This is a genomic window from Stenotrophomonas sp. PD6, from assembly GCF_049199305.1.
Classification (GTDB): domain Bacteria; phylum Pseudomonadota; class Gammaproteobacteria; order Xanthomonadales; family Xanthomonadaceae; genus Stenotrophomonas.
In genome coordinates, this window is sequence record NZ_JBLZQD010000007.1 from 197300 (window position 1) to 214433 (window position 17134).

A 17134-nucleotide genomic window follows, 5' to 3' on the forward strand; every position below is an offset into this window, starting at 1 on the left:
CGGCATGCTGACCACGCACGCCGATGTGATCAACCCGGACCTGCTGGCCTTCATCAAGTCCTGATCCAAACGGCCTACGGGGACCCGGTCCCCGTAGTGGCCCCCCCAGCGGGGGCGCGCCAAAACAAACCCCCCCCGGCCCCCCAATTGGGCCGGGCCCGTCCAGGAAACTACTGCTACGGGTAAGGCCGATTACTCGGACTTGTTGCCGTTCAGCTGTGCACGCAGCAGCGCGCCGAGCTGGGTGGTGCCGCTCGAAGCCGAAGAGGACTGGTATTCCTCCAGCACTTCGCGCATTTCCGCGTCGTCCTTGGCCTTGATCGACAGCTGCAGGGTACGACCCTTGCGATCCATGCCCACGAACTTCGCTTCAACCTTGTCGCCGACCTTCAGGAACTGGGTCGCGTCGTCGACGCGCTCGTTGGCAACGTCACGAGCAGCGACGTAACCCTCGATGCCGTCAGCCAGTTCGATGGTAGCGCCCTTGGCGTCCACTTCCTTGACCACGCCTTCGACCTTCGAACCCTTCGGGTTGGCAGCCATGTACTGACCGAACGGATCCTGCTCCAGCTGCTTGACGCCCAGGCTGATGCGCTCGCGCTCCGGATCGACGGCCAGGACGACGGCGTCCAGGTTGTCGCCCTTCTTGTAGTTGCGGACCACGTCTTCGCCGGTGGTGTTCCAGCTGATGTCGGACAGGTGCACCAGGCCGTCGATACCGCCGTCCAGGCCGATGAAGATGCCGAAGTCGGTGATCGACTTGATCTGGCCCGACACCTTGTCGCCCTTCTTGTGGATGGCAGCGAAGGTTTCCCACGGATTGGCGGCAACCTGCTTCATGCCCAGCGAGATGCGGCGACGCTCCTCGTCGACGTCCAGGACCATGACTTCAACTTCGTCACCGACCTGCACAACCTTGGACGGGTTGACGTTCTTGTTGGTCCAATCCATCTCGGAGACGTGCACCAGACCTTCGACGCCCGGCTCGATCTCGACGAATGCGCCGTAATCGGTGACGTTGGAGACCTTGCCGAACACGCGGCTGTTGGCCGGGTAACGGCGGGCGATGTTGTCCCACGGATCCTCACCCAGCTGCTTCAGACCCAGCGAAACGCGGTTGCGCTCGCGGTCGAACTTCAGCACGCGGACGTCCAGCTCGTCGCCGACGTTCACGACTTCGGACGGATGGCGCACGCGCTTCCAGGCCATGTCGGTGATGTGCAGCAGGCCGTCGATACCGCCCAGGTCCACGAATGCGCCGTAATCGGTCAGGTTCTTGACGACACCCTTCAGGATCGCGCCTTCCTGCAGCTTGTCCATCAGCTGCTCGCGCTCTTCCGAGTGCTCGCTTTCGACGACAGCGCGGCGCGAGACCACGACGTTGTTACGCTTGCGGTCCAGCTTGATGAGCTTGAATTCCAGCTCCTTGCCTTCCAGGTAGGCCGGGTCGCGCACCGGGCGCACATCCACCAGCGAACCGGGCAGGAACGCGCGGACATCCTTGATGTCCACGGTGAAACCACCCTTGACCTTGCCGCTGATGCGGCCGGTGATGGTTTCGTTCTTTTCCAGGGCTTCTTCCAGCTCGTCCCACACCATGGCGCGCTTGGCTTTCTCGCGCGACAGGACGGTTTCACCGAAGCCGTTCTCGAGCGAGTCGAGGGCGACCTTGACGACGTCGCCTTCGGCAACGTCGATTTCGCCGGCGTCGTTACGGAACTGTTCGATCGGCACGATGCCTTCGGACTTCAGGCCGGCGTTGATCACCACGACGTCGCCGCGGACTTCAACGACAACACCGCTGACGATGGCGCCCGGCTTCAGCTTGGCCAGATTGGCCTGGCTGGCTTCAAACAGTTCGGCAAATGATTCGGTCATTAGATTTACTCTGTTGGACACATGGGCATTGGTTCCCGCGAGGGTTCCGTTTACTGCCCGCCTGTTGGTCGACCCCGGAAACGCAGGTCGTGTGTGAAGTAGGAAAACCGCCACGCATCATTGCGGGACGGAGCTTTTACTGCGTTACGTTGGTGCGACTGCCGCCGATGGATTGACGGCCTCCTTGCAACGGATCAGGCACCCGAAACCGGAAGCAGATCCAGTACCTTGGCAACGACTTCGTCGATGCCGATACCACTGGTGTCGATGACGACGGCATCGTCTGCCGGCTTCAGGGGCGCCACTGTGCGCTGTGCATCACGGGCGTCGCGGGCCATGATCTCGCGCAGGAGGTCATCAAAGTTAACAGAAACCCCCTTGTCTTTCAACTGGTTATGCCGGCGCTCGGCGCGCTCCTCGGCACTGGCCGTCAGGAAGACCTTGAATGGGGCGTCGGGGAAGATCACGGTCCCCATGTCACGGCCGTCTGCCACCAGGCCGGGCAGAACCCTGAATGCGCGTTGACGCTCTTTCAGGGCGGCGCGGACCTCCGGAATGGCGGCGATGGCCGAGGCCAGGGCACCGGTGGTCTCCAGCCGCAGCTCATCGGTGGCATCCGTCTCATTGACGATGACACGCAGGCTGCCGTCGGCGGCCTCGACGAACCGGACATGGGTGTCGAAGGTGCAGCGGACCAGCGCCGAGGCGTCGGAGGTGTCGATATCGGCCCAGCTGGCGGCCACGCCCACGGCGCGGTACAGGGCGCCCGAATCCAGGTAATGCCAGCCCAGCCGGCGTGCGACAATGCGGCTGACGGTCCCCTTGCCGGCCCCGGACGGGCCGTCGATGGTGAGCACGGGAGATGGCTGGTTCATGGGGTTCCCTGTGGATTTGACCCCCTATTCTAGCCCCTGCCCGACCCCTCCGAAGACCTTTTTGGTGCAACCACTTGAAAGGATGGAAAAAACCCCGGTAGAATGGCGGGCTTGAACGGGCGTCACCTGCCGATTGTCATCTGCATATCGCGGCCGCGCTCCAACTGAATCCACGTTTACGCCGAGGTATGCAATGAAAGTCCTGTCTTCCCTGAAGTCGGCCAAGTCCCGTCACCGCGACTGCAAGGTCGTCCGTCGTCGCGGCAAGATCTTCGTGATCTGCAAGTCGAACCCGCGTTTCAAGGCTCGCCAGCGCTGAGCCCAGGGCATCACGACCTCTGGTCGCGACCTGCCTGAATAAAAAGCCGCCTCCGGGCGGTTTTTTATTGCCAATTTTGTTGTAATCGCCGGGTACGTCGCGACCATCGTGACGCCGTCGTTGGTCACGACCGTTGGTCGTGACTCCATTCTTGATAACTGGGGAGTAGATCGAGATGAAGCGTTACCTGACCACCCTGCCGTTGCTTGCCCTGCTGGCCTGCGCCGGCGCCCATGCCGACACGCTGTTGATTGATCGCAGCAAGGAACAGGTGGCCCCGGTGGTGCCGGTCCGCGGCGAGACCGCCAGCCAGGTGCTGGGCCGCTTCGGCGAGCCGACCGAAAAGCTGGAACCGCGTGGCGGCCAGAAGCGCCAGTGGCCGACGATCAACCGTTGGGTCTACCCGATGTTCACCGTCTACTTCGAGAAGCAGAAGGTGATCGACGTGGTGGCCAACAAGGCCGACCCGAACGAAGTCGGCCCGCGCCCGCCGATCCGCTGACCCCTACTACGCCCGCCGCACGGCGGGCCATCGCACCGAGACCATGAACGACACGCTCCGTTTTCCGGCCGAATGGGAATCCCAGTCCGCCATCCTGATTGCCTGGCCCAACGCCGACACCGACTGGGCCGAACGCCTGGGTGACGTCGAGGACACCTATATCGCGCTGGTCGCGGCCATCACGCGGTTCCAGCCGGTGGTGATCATCGTGGCAGACGACGATCTGGAAGCCTACGCCGACGCGCGCCTGCGCTCCAATCGGATCGATACCGACCGCGTGCGTTTCGTCACGGCGCAGTACGACGACACCTGGCTGCGCGACTCCGGCCCGATCACGCTCAAGCGCGCGGACGGCGGCTTCCGCCTGCTCGATTTCCGCTTCACGGGCTGGGGCGGCAAGTTCGAGGCAAGCCTGGACGACCAGCTGGTCGGGGTGCTGCATGCCACCGGGCTGTTCGCCAATGCCGAACTGCAGAGCATTCCGTTCGCACTGGAAGGCGGCGCGATCGAGACCGACGGCGCCGGCACGCTGCTGACCACCTGGAAGTGCCTGCACGAACGCCACCCCGACCGCGACCGCGCCTCGCTCAGCGCGGACATGGCCAACTGGCTGGCGCAGGACCGGGTGCTGTGGCTTGACCACGGTTACCTGGAAGGCGACGACACGGATGCGCACATCGACACGCTGGCGCGCTTCGCCTCGGTGGACAGCATCGTCTACCAGGCCTGCGACGACGCCACCGATTCGCACTACGCCGAGCTGCAGGCGATGGGCAACGAACTGGCGGCGCTACGCACCGCCGACGGCCAGCCGTACCGGCTGTTCCCGCTGCCGTGGGCCCGCCCGGTGCTCGACGAAGGCCGCCGCCTGGCCGCGTCCTACGCCAATTACCTGATCCTCAACGGCGCGGTGCTGATGCCGGCTTACGGCGACGTGGCCGACAACGCGGCCCGCGACGTACTGGCCCAGGCCTACCCGAATCACGAGATCGTGCAGGTCCCCTGCCGCTCGCTGATCTGGCAGAACGGCAGCCTGCACTGCATCACCATGCAGTTGCCGGCGGGCTTGTTGGCTGCGTAAAGCACGTCGGTAGTAGATGATTTCCTTGGCGCCGGGCTTTGCCCGGCGCTTTTGGTTTTGGGCGAACAGCCCGTGGGCGTCGCACGGTCTGGGCTGGGCCGGCGGGTGCGGGTTTGCGGGACTGTAGAAAACATGGATGTTTTCTACAAGCCTCCATGGACGGATTCACGGCGTGTCCCGCAAACCCGCACCGTCCCGCCAAACCAGGGAAACACGGCCTCACTGGCTGTTCGCCCAAATCCATCAAAAGCCGGGCAACGCCCGGCGCCCGGCCAGCCCGGCTATCAAGGGCTTCAGGAGCGCCGGTTTAACAACCAGCACGCCGTGCACACCCATCCGCGATAAACTGGGTTTTTCCCCCGCAGGACATGCCCCGGATGAGCTCTCGCCACACCCTTTCCGTCGCCCTGATCCAGGAGCGCAACCACGGTGACGCGGCCGCCAACCTGGCCGTGATCGAGACGCGCGTGGCTGAAGCGGCTGCGCAGGGTGCCAAGCTGATCCTGCTGCAGGAACTGCACAACGGCGCGTACTTCTGCCAGCACGAGTCGGTGGATGAATTCGACCTGGCCGAGCCGATTCCCGGGCCGAGCACCGAGCGCCTCGGCGCCCTGGCGAAGAAGCACGGCGTGGTGATCGTCGGTTCGCTGTTCGAGCGTCGCGCCGCCGGCCTGTATCACAACACCGCCGTCGTGTTCGAAAAGGACGGCACCTTGCTGGGCAAGTATCGCAAGATGCATATCCCGGACGATCCGGGCTTCTATGAGAAGTTCTACTTCACCCCGGGCGACATCGGCTTCAAGCCGATCGATACCTCCGTGGGTCGCCTCGGCGTGCTCGTCTGCTGGGACCAGTGGTATCCGGAAGCGGCGCGCCTCATGGCGCTGGCCGGCGCCGAACTGCTGCTCTACCCCACCGCCATCGGCTGGGACCCGGACGACCAGAAGGACGAACAGGGCCGCCAGCGCGATGCCTGGGTGCTCAGCCACCGTGGCCATGCCGTGGCCAATGGCGTGCCCGTGCTCAGCTGCAACCGCGTCGGCCACGAAGCGTCGCCGCTGGGCGCCTCCGGCATCCAGTTCTGGGGCAACAGCCATGTGCTGGGGCCGCAGGGCGAATTCATTGCCGAGGCCGGTGGCGAACCCACCGTGCTGCTGTGCGAGGTCGACCTGCAGCGCAGCGAGCACGTGCGCCGCATCTGGCCGTTCCTGCGCGACCGCCGCATCGACGCCTATGGCGACCTGCTCAAGCGCTACATCGACTGATCCCACAGGAACCTGCCCCGTGACCGTGCTGCTGCGCGACGCTACCGATGCCGATATCGCGGCCATCACCGCCATCTATGCGGTGGAAGTGACCGACTTCGTCAACACCTACGAATACGACGTACCGGATGCGACCGAGATGCAGCGGCGCATGCACGACATCGTGTCGCGGGGCTTTCCGTACATCGTGGCCGACGTCGATGGCCAGGTCGCCGGCTACGCCTACGCCAATACCTACCGTGGTCGCATTGCGTACCAGTGGACCGTGGAGAACTCCGTCTATGTCGACGCGGCTTTCCAGGGTCGGGGCGTCGGCACTGCCCTCATGCAGGGCCTGATCGACGCCTGCGTCGCGCGCGGCTACCGGCAGATGGTGGCGGTGATCGGCGAGCCGTCCAACACCGCCTCCATCAAACTGCACGAACGCTTCGGCTTCCATCTGGTCGGCATTTTCCGTGGCCTGGGCCGCAAGCATGGGCGCTGGCTGGATACCGTGCAGATGCAGCGCGCGCTTGGCGACGGCGTAGATGGCGCCCCCTCGAATGAATGAAGAAATGACTGACAACCCGATAGACGAAAGCGGCGACACCCTCTTCGCAGGCCAGCCCGTGCGTGTGGTCGAACGCGATGGCGTGCGTTACACCCTGCTGGGGACCGCACACGTCTCGCAGGCCAGCGTGGAAGTGGTGGAACGCGCCATCAACAGCGGCCGCTTCGATGCCGTCGCCGTCGAGCTGGACCCGCAGCGCCTGCAGGCGCTGACCAACCCCGACGCGCTCGCCAAGCTCGACCTGGTCGAAGTGATCCGCAAGGGGCGCGTGGCGCTGTTCGCCGCGAACCTGGCGTTGGCCGCGTATCAGCGCCGTCTGGCCGAGCAGCTGGGCATCGAGCCCGGTGCCGAGCTCAAGCGTGCCGTTGCGCTGGCCAACGAACGCAACCTGCCGGTGCACCTGATTGACCGCGAGGTGGGCCTGACCTTCCGGCGCGCGTCGCAGCGGCTGGGCTTCTTCGGCAAGATCAAGCTGGTCATGGGCCTGGGCGCCGGCCTGTTCGCGTCCGAAGACGTCGGCGAAGACGAAATCGAGAAGCTCAAGCAGGGCGATATGCTCGAGGCCAGCTTCGGCGAGTTCGCCAGTGAGAGCCCGGCGCTGTACGAGACCATCATCGGCGAGCGCGACCGCTACATGGCCACCCGCCTGCGCGAGGTGCACGATCCAGCCCAGCGCGAGGTGCTGGCGGTGGTCGGCGCCGGCCACCTGGCCGGCCTGGCGAAGTACCTGGAAACCGATACCGAGGCGGCCGGTCCGCTGCGCGAGTCGCTGGAAGCGGTGCCGAAGAAGCGCAACATTCCGTGGATCACGCTGATCATCCTGGCGGTGGTGCTGGCCGGTATCGCGGTGGGCTTCTACCGTGGCGGCCTGGGCGTGGGCGGCGAACTGCTGCTGACCTGGGCGATGTACACCGGCGGCCTGGCCGGCCTCGGGTGCCTGCTGGCCGGCAGCCATCCGCTGAGCATCCTGACTGCGATCGTGGTGGCGCCGTTCAAACCGTTCCGGTTGAGCATTCCCACCGGGGCATTCGCCGCGCTGGTCGAAACCCGCCTGCGCAAGCCGGCCTACGAGGATTTCCTCAAGCTGCGCGATGACGCGCAGAGCGTGCGCGGCTGGTACCGCAACCGCGTCACCCGGGTGGTGCTGACCTTCATGCTGACCAACCTGGGCAGCATGCTGGGGTTGTGGCTCACCGGGTTCCAGGTCTGGCACAAAGTCGGCGCGTAGCGCCGCCTTTGTGCCGGGTTACGCGTCAGCGCCGCTTCGCGGCCGCCCCCTGACTCAGGGGGCTCTCCCCCAGATGCAACCCTTGTTACGCCGGTTCGATCACCGCGTCACTGCCCTTCGGCGGCAGGCCCCTCGCCCGCCGCACGATGCGGGCCACGTTGATGCTCATGTCGTCCAGCATCGCGTAGATGGTGGGCAGGAACAGCAGGCTCACCACGGTGGAGAACGCCAACCCGCCGGCAATGGCACGCGCCATCGGGTAGTACGGCGGGCCGTCGCCGAGCAGCTGCGTGTCGGTCAGCGAGATTGGCACCATCGCCAGGATCGCCGTGCCCATGGTCATCATGATCGGCCGCAGGCGCTCGCGCGAGCCTTCCACCAGCGCCTGGGTACGGGCCATGCCACGGCGGCGCAGGTTGTTGATGTGCTCGATCATCACGATGCCGTTGTTCACCACCACGCCCATCAGCACCAGGATCCCGATGAAGGACATGATGCCGAACGAGGTGCCGGTGAGCCAGAACAGCCAGAACACGCCGAAGATCGAGAACAGCACCCCGCTCATGATCGCGGCCGGGAACAGCAGCGACTCGAACACCGCCGCCATCACCACGTAGATCATCACCAGCGCGATGACCAGGTTGAACAGCATCTGCTGCATGGCCTCGTTGTCATCGCCGTAGTCGCCACCGTCGAAGGTGAAGTTGTAGCCGGCGGGGAAGCTCATCGGCTTGAGCATCTCCTCCATCGCCTTGCGGCCTTCGGGTGCGGTGACCTTCTCGGCCAGGTTGGCCTTGATGGTCAGCGTGGTCTGGCGATTGGTGCGCCCAACGCGGGTGGCCGACGGCTTGATGCTGACATCCACCAGGCTGAGCAGCGGCACCGAACGCCCGTCGCCGGTGCGCACGGTGAAGCTGGCCAGGTCTTCCGGACTGCTCTGTTCGGCCCCGGCGAAGCGAACCCAGACCGGCACCTCGCTGTCGCCTCGGCGGAACTCGCGCAGCGGCGCCCCACGCAGTGCCAGGCCGACGAAGCTGGCGACCTGCTCAGCATTGAAGCCGAACGCGGCGGCACGCTCGCGGTCGACGTGGATGGACAGCTCGCTGCCCTTCTCGCCGTTGTCGATGCGCACATCGCGCAGCTCCTTGCGCTGGGCCAGCAGCGGCACCACGTCTTCGCCGATCTCCTGCAGCATCTGTGTCGAGTCGCCGATCAACTGCACCTCCACGCCCTTGTTGCCACCGCCGCCGCCACCGCCATCGCCGCCCTGGTTGCCGACGATGTAGTCGGCGCGGGCCGAGCGCGGCAGGCCCTTGCGCAGTGATTCCTGCACCGCTGCCATGTTGCCGGCATGCTTTGCATCCAGGGTGACAATGGTGCTGCTGCCCTCCTGTTCGCTGTACCAGGAATACACCTGGGTGATGTGCAGCTTTTCGCGGTTCTGCTCCAGGTACTTCTCGACGCGTGCGACTTCGTCGGACATCTGCTCACGCGTGTAGGCGCCCTTCCAGTTGTAGCCCACGAACACATCGGTGCCGCCTTCGCCGCCGAACATGTCGATCTTGGTGAGCTTCATCGGCACCAGGCTGATCAGCACCACCATGATGATGCCGAACACGCTCCAGCCGCGGTGCTCAAGCGTCCACTGCAACAGCTTCGCGTAGCGCCGCTGCAGGCGTGCGATCACGCCGGACTGCGAGTGCACCAGCTTCGGGGTCTGCATGCGCGCGGACAGCATCGGAATCAGGCTGACCGCCACCAGCCAGGAGGCCATCAGCGAGACCGAGATGGTGATCGCGATCTGCGCCATGAAGATGCTGATGTTGTTGGTCTCGCCGAACAGGTTCGGGACGAACACGATGCAATGGCACAGGGTGCCGGCGCTGAGCGCGATGGCCACGTTGCGGGTGCCGATGATCGAGGCCTGCACCGGCTGGTCGGGCATGCGCTCGCGTTCCTGGTAGATGCTCTCCACCACCACGACCGCGTTGTCCACCAGCATGCCCACGGCCAGCAGCAGGCCCATCATGGTCAGGATGTTGAGCGTGACACCGGCGAAGTACATGAAGCCAAGCGTGATCACGAAACAGATCGGGATCGCCAGGGTCACCATCAGCGTCGACGGCCAATGGCGCAGGAAGAAGAACAGCACCGTGACCGACAGCAGCAGCCCGACCGCACCGGCCTCGGCCAGCTCCAGCAGCGAGGAGGTGACCGTCTTGCCCTGGTTGTTGATCACCTTGATGTTCACATCGCGCATCGAGGGTTGCTTGCGGATCGCCTCCACCTCGGCCAGCGCACCACGCGACACCTCGACCAGATTGGCGCTGCGCTCCTTGTAGATGTCCAGGCCCACCGCCGGATTGCCATCCAGGCGCCTGCCATAGCTCATGCGCGTAGGCTTGAGCCGGATATCGGCGATGTCGCCCAGGCGCAGGCCCTTGGTGTCGATGACCAGGTCGCGCAGTTCCTGCAGGTCGGTGATTTCACCGACCGGCTGGATGCGCACCCGTTGGCCGTTGTCGTCGATCTGTCCGGCAGAGATCGAGAAGTTCAACGTGCGCAGCCGCTCGCTGAGCTCATTGATGCTCAGGTTGTGCGCGGTGAGGCGGTCGGCATCGATCGCGATTTCCACTTCGTTTGGCGGGGCGCCGGAGATTTCGACCCGTGCCACCCCCGGAATGCGCTCGATCCGCCGCTTGAACTCGCGGTCGAGCATGTCATAGGCGCCGGTCAGGTCGGTGGTGCTGGCCAGTCGTACCTTCAGCACCGGCTCGTCGCTGCTGGACCACTTGAACACGTTGTAGCGCTGCAGGTCATCGGGCAGATCGGTGCGGATCGCATCGATGCGTTCGCGCGCGTCGGACGCGGCGATGGCGATGTCGCGGTCCCAGTCGCTGAACTCGATGAAGATGCTGGCGCCTTCGGCGGTGGCCTGGGAGCGCATGCGCTTGATCCCGGTCATCGTCGCCAGTGCTTCCTCGGTCGGGCGGATGATGGTGCGCTCCACCTCTTCCGGGGTCGAACCGGTGTACGGCACCTGCACGAACAGGAACGGCGCCGAGATGTCCGGCAGCGCCTCCAGCGGCAGCCGGAACGCGGCGATCAGCCCCACCACCACCAGTGAGACGAAGCACATGATGGTGGTGATGGGACGGCGGATGGAAAACTCGGCAATGCTCATGCCGGCTCCTGTGCCGCGTCACCGGCGGCGCCGGCTGCGGCGGCATCGCCGCGATGGTGCTGGCGGCCGCGTTCGCGGTAATAGGCATCGCCACGGCGATCCAGCAGGTCGTACACCACCGGGATCACCAGCAGCGTGAGCAGCGTGGACACCAGCAGGCCACCGATCACGGTGATCGCCATCGGCGCGCGCACTTCGGCGCCCTCGCCCATCGCCACCGCCAGCGGCAGGAAGCCGAACAGCGTGCACAGGGTGGTCATGATGATCGGGCGCAGGCGCGAGCGCGCACCCTCGACCAGCGCCTCCTGCTTGGCCACACCGGCCTCGCGCAGCTGGTTGACCTTGTCGATCAGGATGATGGCGTTCTTGGTCACCAGTCCGACCAGCAGGATCAGGCCGATGAAGACCACCACCGAGATCGGCTTGCCGGTGAGCATCAGGGCCAGGATCGCACCCACCAGCGCCAGCGGAATGGTGAACAGGATGACGAACGGGTGCAGCAGCGATTCGAACTGCGACGCCATCACCAGGTAGACCAGGAAGATGGCCAGGCCGAAGGCGAAGATCAACGAGCGTGCCGATTCGGCCAGCTCCTCGCCCTGCCCGCCGATGTGCATGCCCACGCCCGCGCCCAGCGGTTCCTTGGCCACCATGTCCTGCACCTCGCGCACCGCACCGCCCAGGTCGATGTCGCGCAGGTTGGCCGAGACCACGGCCACGCGGGTCTGGTCGGCGCGATGGATTTCGCTGGGGCCGTTGGTGGCGACCACGTCGGCCACCGCGTCCAGCGTCACCGGCCGCGTGCTGCCCGGGTTGACGATCAAGCGGCGGATGCTCTCCACGCTGGCGCGGTCGCCTTCCTGGGCGCGCACCAGCACGTCGATCTTGCGGTCGCGGAAGCTGTAACGCGTGGCCACGTCGCCGCGCACCTTCTTGACCACCACATCGGCGATCTGCCGCGTGGTCAGGCCCAGCGCACCGGCGCGCTCCTGGTCGAAGCGGATCTGGATCTCGGGGAAGCCCTCCTCCACGGTCGACTTCACGTCGGCGTAGTGCGGGTTGCCGCGCAGGCGTGCGGCCAGCGCCTGGCCGGCACGTTCCAGCGTGGCCATGTCCTGGCCGCGCAGTTCCACTTCCAGCGGGGTGGAGAAGCTGAACAATGCCGGCCGTGCGAAATCGACCTGCACGCCCGGGTGCCCGCGCATCGAATCGCGCAGGCGCTCGGTGATCTCCGCCTCGGTGCGCGCACTGCCGCCACCCGCCATGACCACCGTGAGCTTGCCGATGTTCTCGCCGCTTTCGGTGGGGCTCGCATCCAGCCGCGTGCCGCTGCCGCTCACGCCGTACAGCGACGCAATGCTCTGGTCCTTGGCGTGCGCCAGCTGCACCTCACGCACCAGTGCGTCGGTCTGCTTCAACGGGGTACCCGCAGGCAGCTTCGCGGTCATCTCGAAGCGGTCCTGGGCCAACTGCGGAATCAGGTCCGCGCCCAGCATCGGCACCAGCGCCAGCGAGGCCACGAACGCCAGGCCGGCCAGGCCCAGCACCTTGCCCGGATGGGCCAGGGCGCCCGGCAGCAGCCGCAGGTAACCGCGTTCGGCGCCGGCGTAGGGCTTCATCGCCAAATCGCTGGCCTTGCGCATCACCGGCCCGACTACCGCTACGACCAGACGCCACACGCGCACCACGGCCCAGGCCACGCCGAAGCAGCTCCAGCGCACCAGCGCGCCGATGCCGCGGCGGCCACCGGCCACCGGCTTCAGCCAGCGCTGCTGCGGCTGCCATGCCTCGGCGGTCGGCTCCTCGGGGAATGCCAGCGGCGGGTTGCCCTTGAGCGAGCTCAGCATCGGAATCAGGGTCATCGACACCAGCAGCGAGATCGCAATCGCGATCGCCACGGTCAGCGCCTGGTCGCGGAACAGCTGGCCGGCGATGCCGTCCACGAACACCAGCGGCAGAAACACCGCGATGGTGGTCAGGGTGGAGGCGACCACGGCCATGCTCACTTCGCGGGTGCCGGTGATGGCCGCCTGCAGAATGCCCAGCCCACGCTCGCGTGCCTTGGCAATGCTCTCCAGCACCACGATGGAATCGTCCACCACCAGGCCGGTGGCCAGCGCCAGACCACCCAGCGACATCACGTTCAAGCTCAGGCCCAGCTGGCCCATGAAGAAGAAGGTGGTGATGATCGAGACCGGCAGCGACAGGCTGATCACGAAGGTGCTCCAGCCATCGCGCAGGAACAGGAAGATGATCAGGATGGCCAGCAGGCCGCCGATCACCGCATCCTTCTTGACGTCGCTGATGGCGTGTTCGATGAAGCGCGACTGATCTTCAATCGTGGTCAGTTCGGCGTCGCCGGGAATCTGCGCCTTGATCTGCTCCAGCTTCGCGCGCAGGGCTTCGGCGGTGGCCACGGTATTCGCGTCGCCTTCCTTGTAGATCGCCAGCTCCACGGCTTCGCGGCCGCCGAGGCGGATGATCGCCTCGCGTTCCTTGTAGCCCTGGCGCACGGTGGCCACGTCCTTCAGCCGCACCGGCACGCCGTTGGCGATGGTGGACGAACTGCTGCTCGATGCGCTCTGTGCGGCCGAGGCCGCTGCGATGGCCGCGTCCGAACCGGTCGATGCGGCGATGGCGAACATCTGCTGCATGGCGGCGTCGGCCGCGCTGCCGTTGCTGCTCTGGGTGGTCACCAGCAGGTTGCGGATGTCCTCCAGATCGGCGAACTGGTTGACGGTGCGGACCAGGAAGCGCTGCGAGCCCTCCTCCAGGCGCCCGCCGGAAATGTTGATGTTCTCTTCTTTCAGCCGCTTGATGACGGTGTCGATGGGCAGGTTGAGCTGCGCCAGCTTCTGCTGGTCGATGTCCACCTGGATCTCGTCTTCCAGGCCGCCGCCGACCTTCACCGCCGCGACGCCGACCACCGGCTCGAGCTTCTTCTTCAGGTCTTCATCGGCATAGCGGCGCAACGCGGTCAGCTGGCGCACGGCGTCGGCGTCGCTGGTCGGGTCGCCCTTGGCGGCGATGACCAGGCGCATGATCGGCGCGGTGGACGGGTTGAAGCGCAGCAACACCGGCGCCTTGGCCTCCAATGGCAGGTTCAGCGCCTCCATCTTGTCGCGCACCTCCAGGCTGGCCTGGTCCATGTTGGTGCCCCACGCGAACTCCAGCACCACATCGCTCTGGCCAGTGCGCGAGATCGACTTCAGCTTGCGCAGGTTCTTCACCACGCCGACGGCCTCTTCGACCGGTTCGGTGATGAGGGTTTCGATCTCGGTCGGCGCCGCGCCGGTGTATTCGGTGCGCACAGTGAGCGTGGGATAGCTCAGGTCGGGCAGCAGGTTGACCTTGAGATTGCTGAGGGCGATCAGGCCGAACAGCACCAGCGTGATCATGCACATGAAGATGGTGACGCGGCGGCGGGTGGCGAACTCCACCAGGCCGCCGCCGGAAGCGACGGGCCCGCCGTGAGGGGCACCGTTGCCCGGGTGCGGTTCGCCGCCGTGGTCGTTGCCGGCCGAACTCATTGACGGGTCTCCGCCTTGGTCGGCGCCGCCTTGCTGGCCACGGCGGTGGCCGGCTTCTCGCCGATCACCTGCACCGCAGTGCCGTCGCGCAGCGCGACCTTGCCGGCGGTCACCACCTTGTCGCCCACCGCCAGTCCATCACGGATCTCCACCCACGGTCCTTCGGCGTAGCCCAGCTTGACCGGCACGCGCGCGACCTTGCCGTCGCGCACGCGGAACACGGCCGGTTCGCCGTCGTCGAGCAGCGCCAGGCGCGGCACCACCAGCGCGTCGGCGCGCTGGTCGTAGTCGATGCGGATGCGGCCGAACATGCCCGGCTGCAGGCCGAGCGCATCGGTGCCGAAGCCGCTGACCACGCGGAAGGTGCCGCTGCCGGCGTCGATCACCGGGGCAATGCGGTCCACTGTGCCTGGGAACGACTTGCCCGGCAGCGCATCGGCGACCAGCGTCACCGGCTGACCCGGGCGCAGCGTGGCCAGCTCGCGTTCGGGGACGTTGAGGGTGGCCTCCAGCCGCGAGTTGTCGACGATGCGGAAGATCGGCGTGTTGATCTGCACGAAGTTGCCGGTCTTGATCGAGCGCGAGGCGATCACGCCGGAGATCGGCGCCACCACGGTGGTGTAGGACAGCTCCAGGGTGGCCAGGCGGTACTGGGCGCGCGCGTTTTCCAGGTCGTACTTGATCTGGTCAACATCGGCGGCGCTGACCATCTGCTGGCCAATCAACTTCTGTGCCCGCTGGTAGTTGTTCTCCAGCTTGCGCATCTGCGCTTCGCTCTGCGCGACGGCCAGGCGCGCGCGGTCCGGATCCAGCCGCACCAGCGGCTGCCCGGCGCGTACCTGCTGGCCTTCCTCGACCAGCACGGCCAACGCCACGCCGGAGGTCTTGGCCACCACCTGCGATTCGGCGCGTGCTTCCAGTGCCGCCGTGCCGGTGTAGCTGGCGGCGACCGCGCGGCGCGAGGCGGCCACGGCTTCCACCGGCACCGCTTCGAGGGCCTTTTCCGCCTTGGGGTCCTTCTCGGCCGCCTGGGCGTCGGCGGTGCCGCCGGCGCCGCAGCCGCTCAGCAGCAGCGAGGTGGTGATGAGCAGAGCAGCGGCGCAGGTTCCGGTGCGGCCGTGCAGAAGAGAAATTCGCGACATCGTCGTGTCCCTGAAGGATGCGTGGGCAGGTGTGGTAGCAAAGTAATGCACCACGTCACGACAACACCATATCCCAAAGGTCATGGTGACCTGCAGCCGCTCGTCGGGAATGCCCGGTTTCAGCTAGATGAAAACGCAGGCTATACTCGGGTCAGTTCCGTACCCCACGCCGGAACGACCAGAACCCGTATATCGGAAAGGACATCATGCGCCCGCAGCCGCTCGCCGCTTGTCTCGCTCTGGCCGTCCTCCTGCCCCTCGGGGCCGCCGCACAGGCCGCTACAGCTCCAGCCGTACCCGCTACCGCTCCAGCCGTACCCGCTCCAGCCGCACCTGCACCTGCCGTACCTGCAGCCGCTCCGGCCGCTGCCCCGGCCGCCCTGGTTGGCAATGCCGACAATGGCCGGACCCTGGCGTATACCTGCCAGGGCTGCCACGGCATCACCGGGTACAAGAACGCCTACCCCAGTTACCGGGTGCCCAAGATCGGTGGGCAGACCCAGCAGTACCTCAGCCAGGCGCTGAGCGAGTACCGCCAGGGCAAGCGCCGGCATCCCACGATGCAGGCGCAGTCCATGAGTTTCAGCGAACAGGAGATCGCCGATCTCGCTGTTTACCTGTCCACCGTCAAATAAGCACCGCTCATGACGAAAGCCGCGCCGTTCAAGCGTCACGCCATCGCCCTGTCCGTTGCCCTGCTGCTGGCTGCCTGTTCGCAGTCGCAGGTGGAAAACAGCGCAGATTCCGCCGCCGACCCGGGCCACGCCAGTGGCGAGCACGGGTCCGGCTCATCCGCCGGCCTTCCGGCCGGACGCATTGCCGCCGGTGAGGCCCGCGCCCAGGTCAAGGGCACGGCCACCAAGCAGAGCTGCATCGACTGCCATGGCGCCGACGGCAATCATCCCATCGACCCGACCTACCCCAAACTGGGCGGGCAGTACGGCGATTACCTGGCCCATGCCCTGCAGGCGTACCGTGCCGGCGACCGTCAGCATCCGCTGATGACGCCGCAGGCCGCCGACCTGAGCGACCAGGACATCGCCGACCTGGCCGCGTATTTCGGTTCAAGGCCGACCCAGTTGCGGGATCTGCACGGGGTGAAATAACCCTGGCCGACCGGCCGTGTAGAGCCACGCCCTGCGTGGCTGCTCTACGCTCCGGGGTCATGAACGCCGGATGGGTGGCTTCGGTGTGGTTTCAACGCCGGTAGCGTTCCCGGCACGTGAGGTCTACGTGCCGGGATGCTTGGTCCGCGCTGCGCGCGGTGTCCGGCCAACGGCCGGGGCTACGAATTGCTGGCGAACGTGATCAGAACTGGATACGTCAGGCGTCCAATTCTTCCCACCGCTTGTACGCCGCGTCCAGCTCCGCCTGCACCGCACCCAGCTTCTGGGTGTGCGCCGCCATGTCCGGGGCACTGCGCTGGTAGAACGCCGGGTCGTTCATCGCGGCGGTCAGCCCCTCGACGTCCTTCTCCAGCGTTTCGATCTTCAGCGGCAGCTGCTCCAGCTCGCGCGCGTCCTTGTAGCTGAGCTTGCGCTTGGGCGCCTCGGGCGCTGCCGGCGCGGCGGGTGCCGCGG

13 protein-coding genes and 1 pseudogene are annotated in these 17134 nt (G+C 66.1%); 8 read left to right on the top strand and 6 right to left on the bottom strand.

The window, feature by feature from the left end; translation table 11 throughout:
- Positions 1–192: 192 nt before the first annotated feature.
- Positions 193–1878: a 30S ribosomal protein S1 gene (gene rpsA, locus ACOZHM_RS12370; RefSeq protein ID WP_421569619.1), complete on the bottom strand. Its 1686-nt coding sequence runs from the start codon at positions 1876–1878 to the stop codon at positions 193–195.
- Between the two features lie 194 nt (positions 1879–2072).
- On the bottom strand, positions 2073–2753 hold the full coding sequence (gene cmk, locus ACOZHM_RS12375; protein WP_421569620.1) for a (d)CMP kinase: 681 nt from the start codon (positions 2751–2753) through the stop codon (positions 2073–2075).
- A gap of 193 nt (positions 2754–2946) precedes the next feature.
- Between cmk and ykgO the strand changes: the two genes are divergently transcribed.
- The 6 genes from ykgO to ACOZHM_RS12405 all read left to right on the top strand — a co-directional run bounded on the left by ykgO (position 2947) and on the right by ACOZHM_RS12405 (position 7698).
- On the top strand, positions 2947–3072 hold the full coding sequence (ykgO, locus tag ACOZHM_RS12380; RefSeq protein ID WP_017355593.1) for a type B 50S ribosomal protein L36: 126 nt from the start codon (positions 2947–2949) through the stop codon (positions 3070–3072).
- Between the two features lie 175 nt (positions 3073–3247).
- Positions 3248–3574 carry a hypothetical protein gene (locus tag ACOZHM_RS12385; RefSeq protein ID WP_421569621.1) on the top strand — a complete coding sequence of 109 codons (327 nt, stop codon included), beginning with the start codon at positions 3248–3250 and terminating at the stop codon, positions 3572–3574.
- Between the two features lie 43 nt (positions 3575–3617).
- Positions 3618–4655: an agmatine deiminase family protein gene (locus ACOZHM_RS12390; protein ID WP_421569622.1), complete on the top strand. Its 1038-nt coding sequence runs from the start codon at positions 3618–3620 to the stop codon at positions 4653–4655.
- Between the two features lie 377 nt (positions 4656–5032).
- Positions 5033–5920: a carbon-nitrogen hydrolase gene (locus ACOZHM_RS12395; protein ID WP_421569623.1), complete on the top strand. Its 888-nt coding sequence runs from the start codon at positions 5033–5035 to the stop codon at positions 5918–5920.
- Between the two features lie 19 nt (positions 5921–5939).
- The gene (locus tag ACOZHM_RS12400; RefSeq protein WP_421569624.1) at positions 5940–6470 is read left to right on the top strand and encodes a GNAT family N-acetyltransferase; all 531 of its coding nucleotides are present in this window, start codon (positions 5940–5942) and stop codon (positions 6468–6470) included.
- Entirely contained in the window at positions 6463–7698 is a 1236-nt protein-coding gene (locus tag ACOZHM_RS12405) for a TraB/GumN family protein (RefSeq protein WP_421569625.1), read from the top strand. Before ACOZHM_RS12400 ends, ACOZHM_RS12405 begins: the two co-directional genes overlap by 8 nt.
- An 85-nt stretch (positions 7699–7783) precedes the next feature.
- Here ACOZHM_RS12405 and ACOZHM_RS12410 read toward each other — a convergent pair whose 3' ends face one another.
- The 3 genes from ACOZHM_RS12410 to ACOZHM_RS12420 are packed head-to-tail and all read right to left on the bottom strand — an operon-like array spanning position 7784 to position 15554.
- Positions 7784–10882: an efflux RND transporter permease subunit gene (locus tag ACOZHM_RS12410; protein WP_421569626.1), complete on the bottom strand. Its 3099-nt coding sequence runs from the start codon at positions 10880–10882 to the stop codon at positions 7784–7786.
- On the bottom strand, positions 10879–14412 hold the full coding sequence (locus ACOZHM_RS12415) for an efflux RND transporter permease subunit (RefSeq protein WP_421569627.1): 3534 nt from the start codon (positions 14410–14412) through the stop codon (positions 10879–10881). Before ACOZHM_RS12415 ends, ACOZHM_RS12410 begins: the two co-directional genes overlap by 4 nt.
- A complete protein-coding gene (locus tag ACOZHM_RS12420) occupies positions 14409–15554 on the bottom strand; it encodes an efflux RND transporter periplasmic adaptor subunit (protein ID WP_421569628.1) in 1146 nt (381 codons plus the stop codon). Before ACOZHM_RS12420 ends, ACOZHM_RS12415 begins: the two co-directional genes overlap by 4 nt.
- A 206-nt stretch (positions 15555–15760) precedes the next feature.
- On the opposite strand from ACOZHM_RS12420, the gene ACOZHM_RS12425 reads away from it, so the two are divergent.
- Positions 15761–16189 (top strand): c-type cytochrome, encoded by a 429-nt coding sequence (locus ACOZHM_RS12425; protein ID WP_421569629.1) that lies wholly within the window; start codon positions 15761–15763, stop codon positions 16187–16189.
- A 9-nt stretch (positions 16190–16198) separates the two neighbouring features.
- A complete protein-coding gene (locus ACOZHM_RS12430) occupies positions 16199–16660 on the top strand; it encodes a c-type cytochrome (RefSeq protein WP_421569630.1) in 462 nt (153 codons plus the stop codon).
- Positions 16661–16877: 217 nt separating this feature from the next.
- On the opposite strand, the pseudogene ACOZHM_RS12435 reads toward ACOZHM_RS12430, so the two are convergent.
- A pseudogene (locus ACOZHM_RS12435) lies at positions 16878–17134 on the bottom strand (ABC transporter ATP-binding protein); the annotation flags it as partial.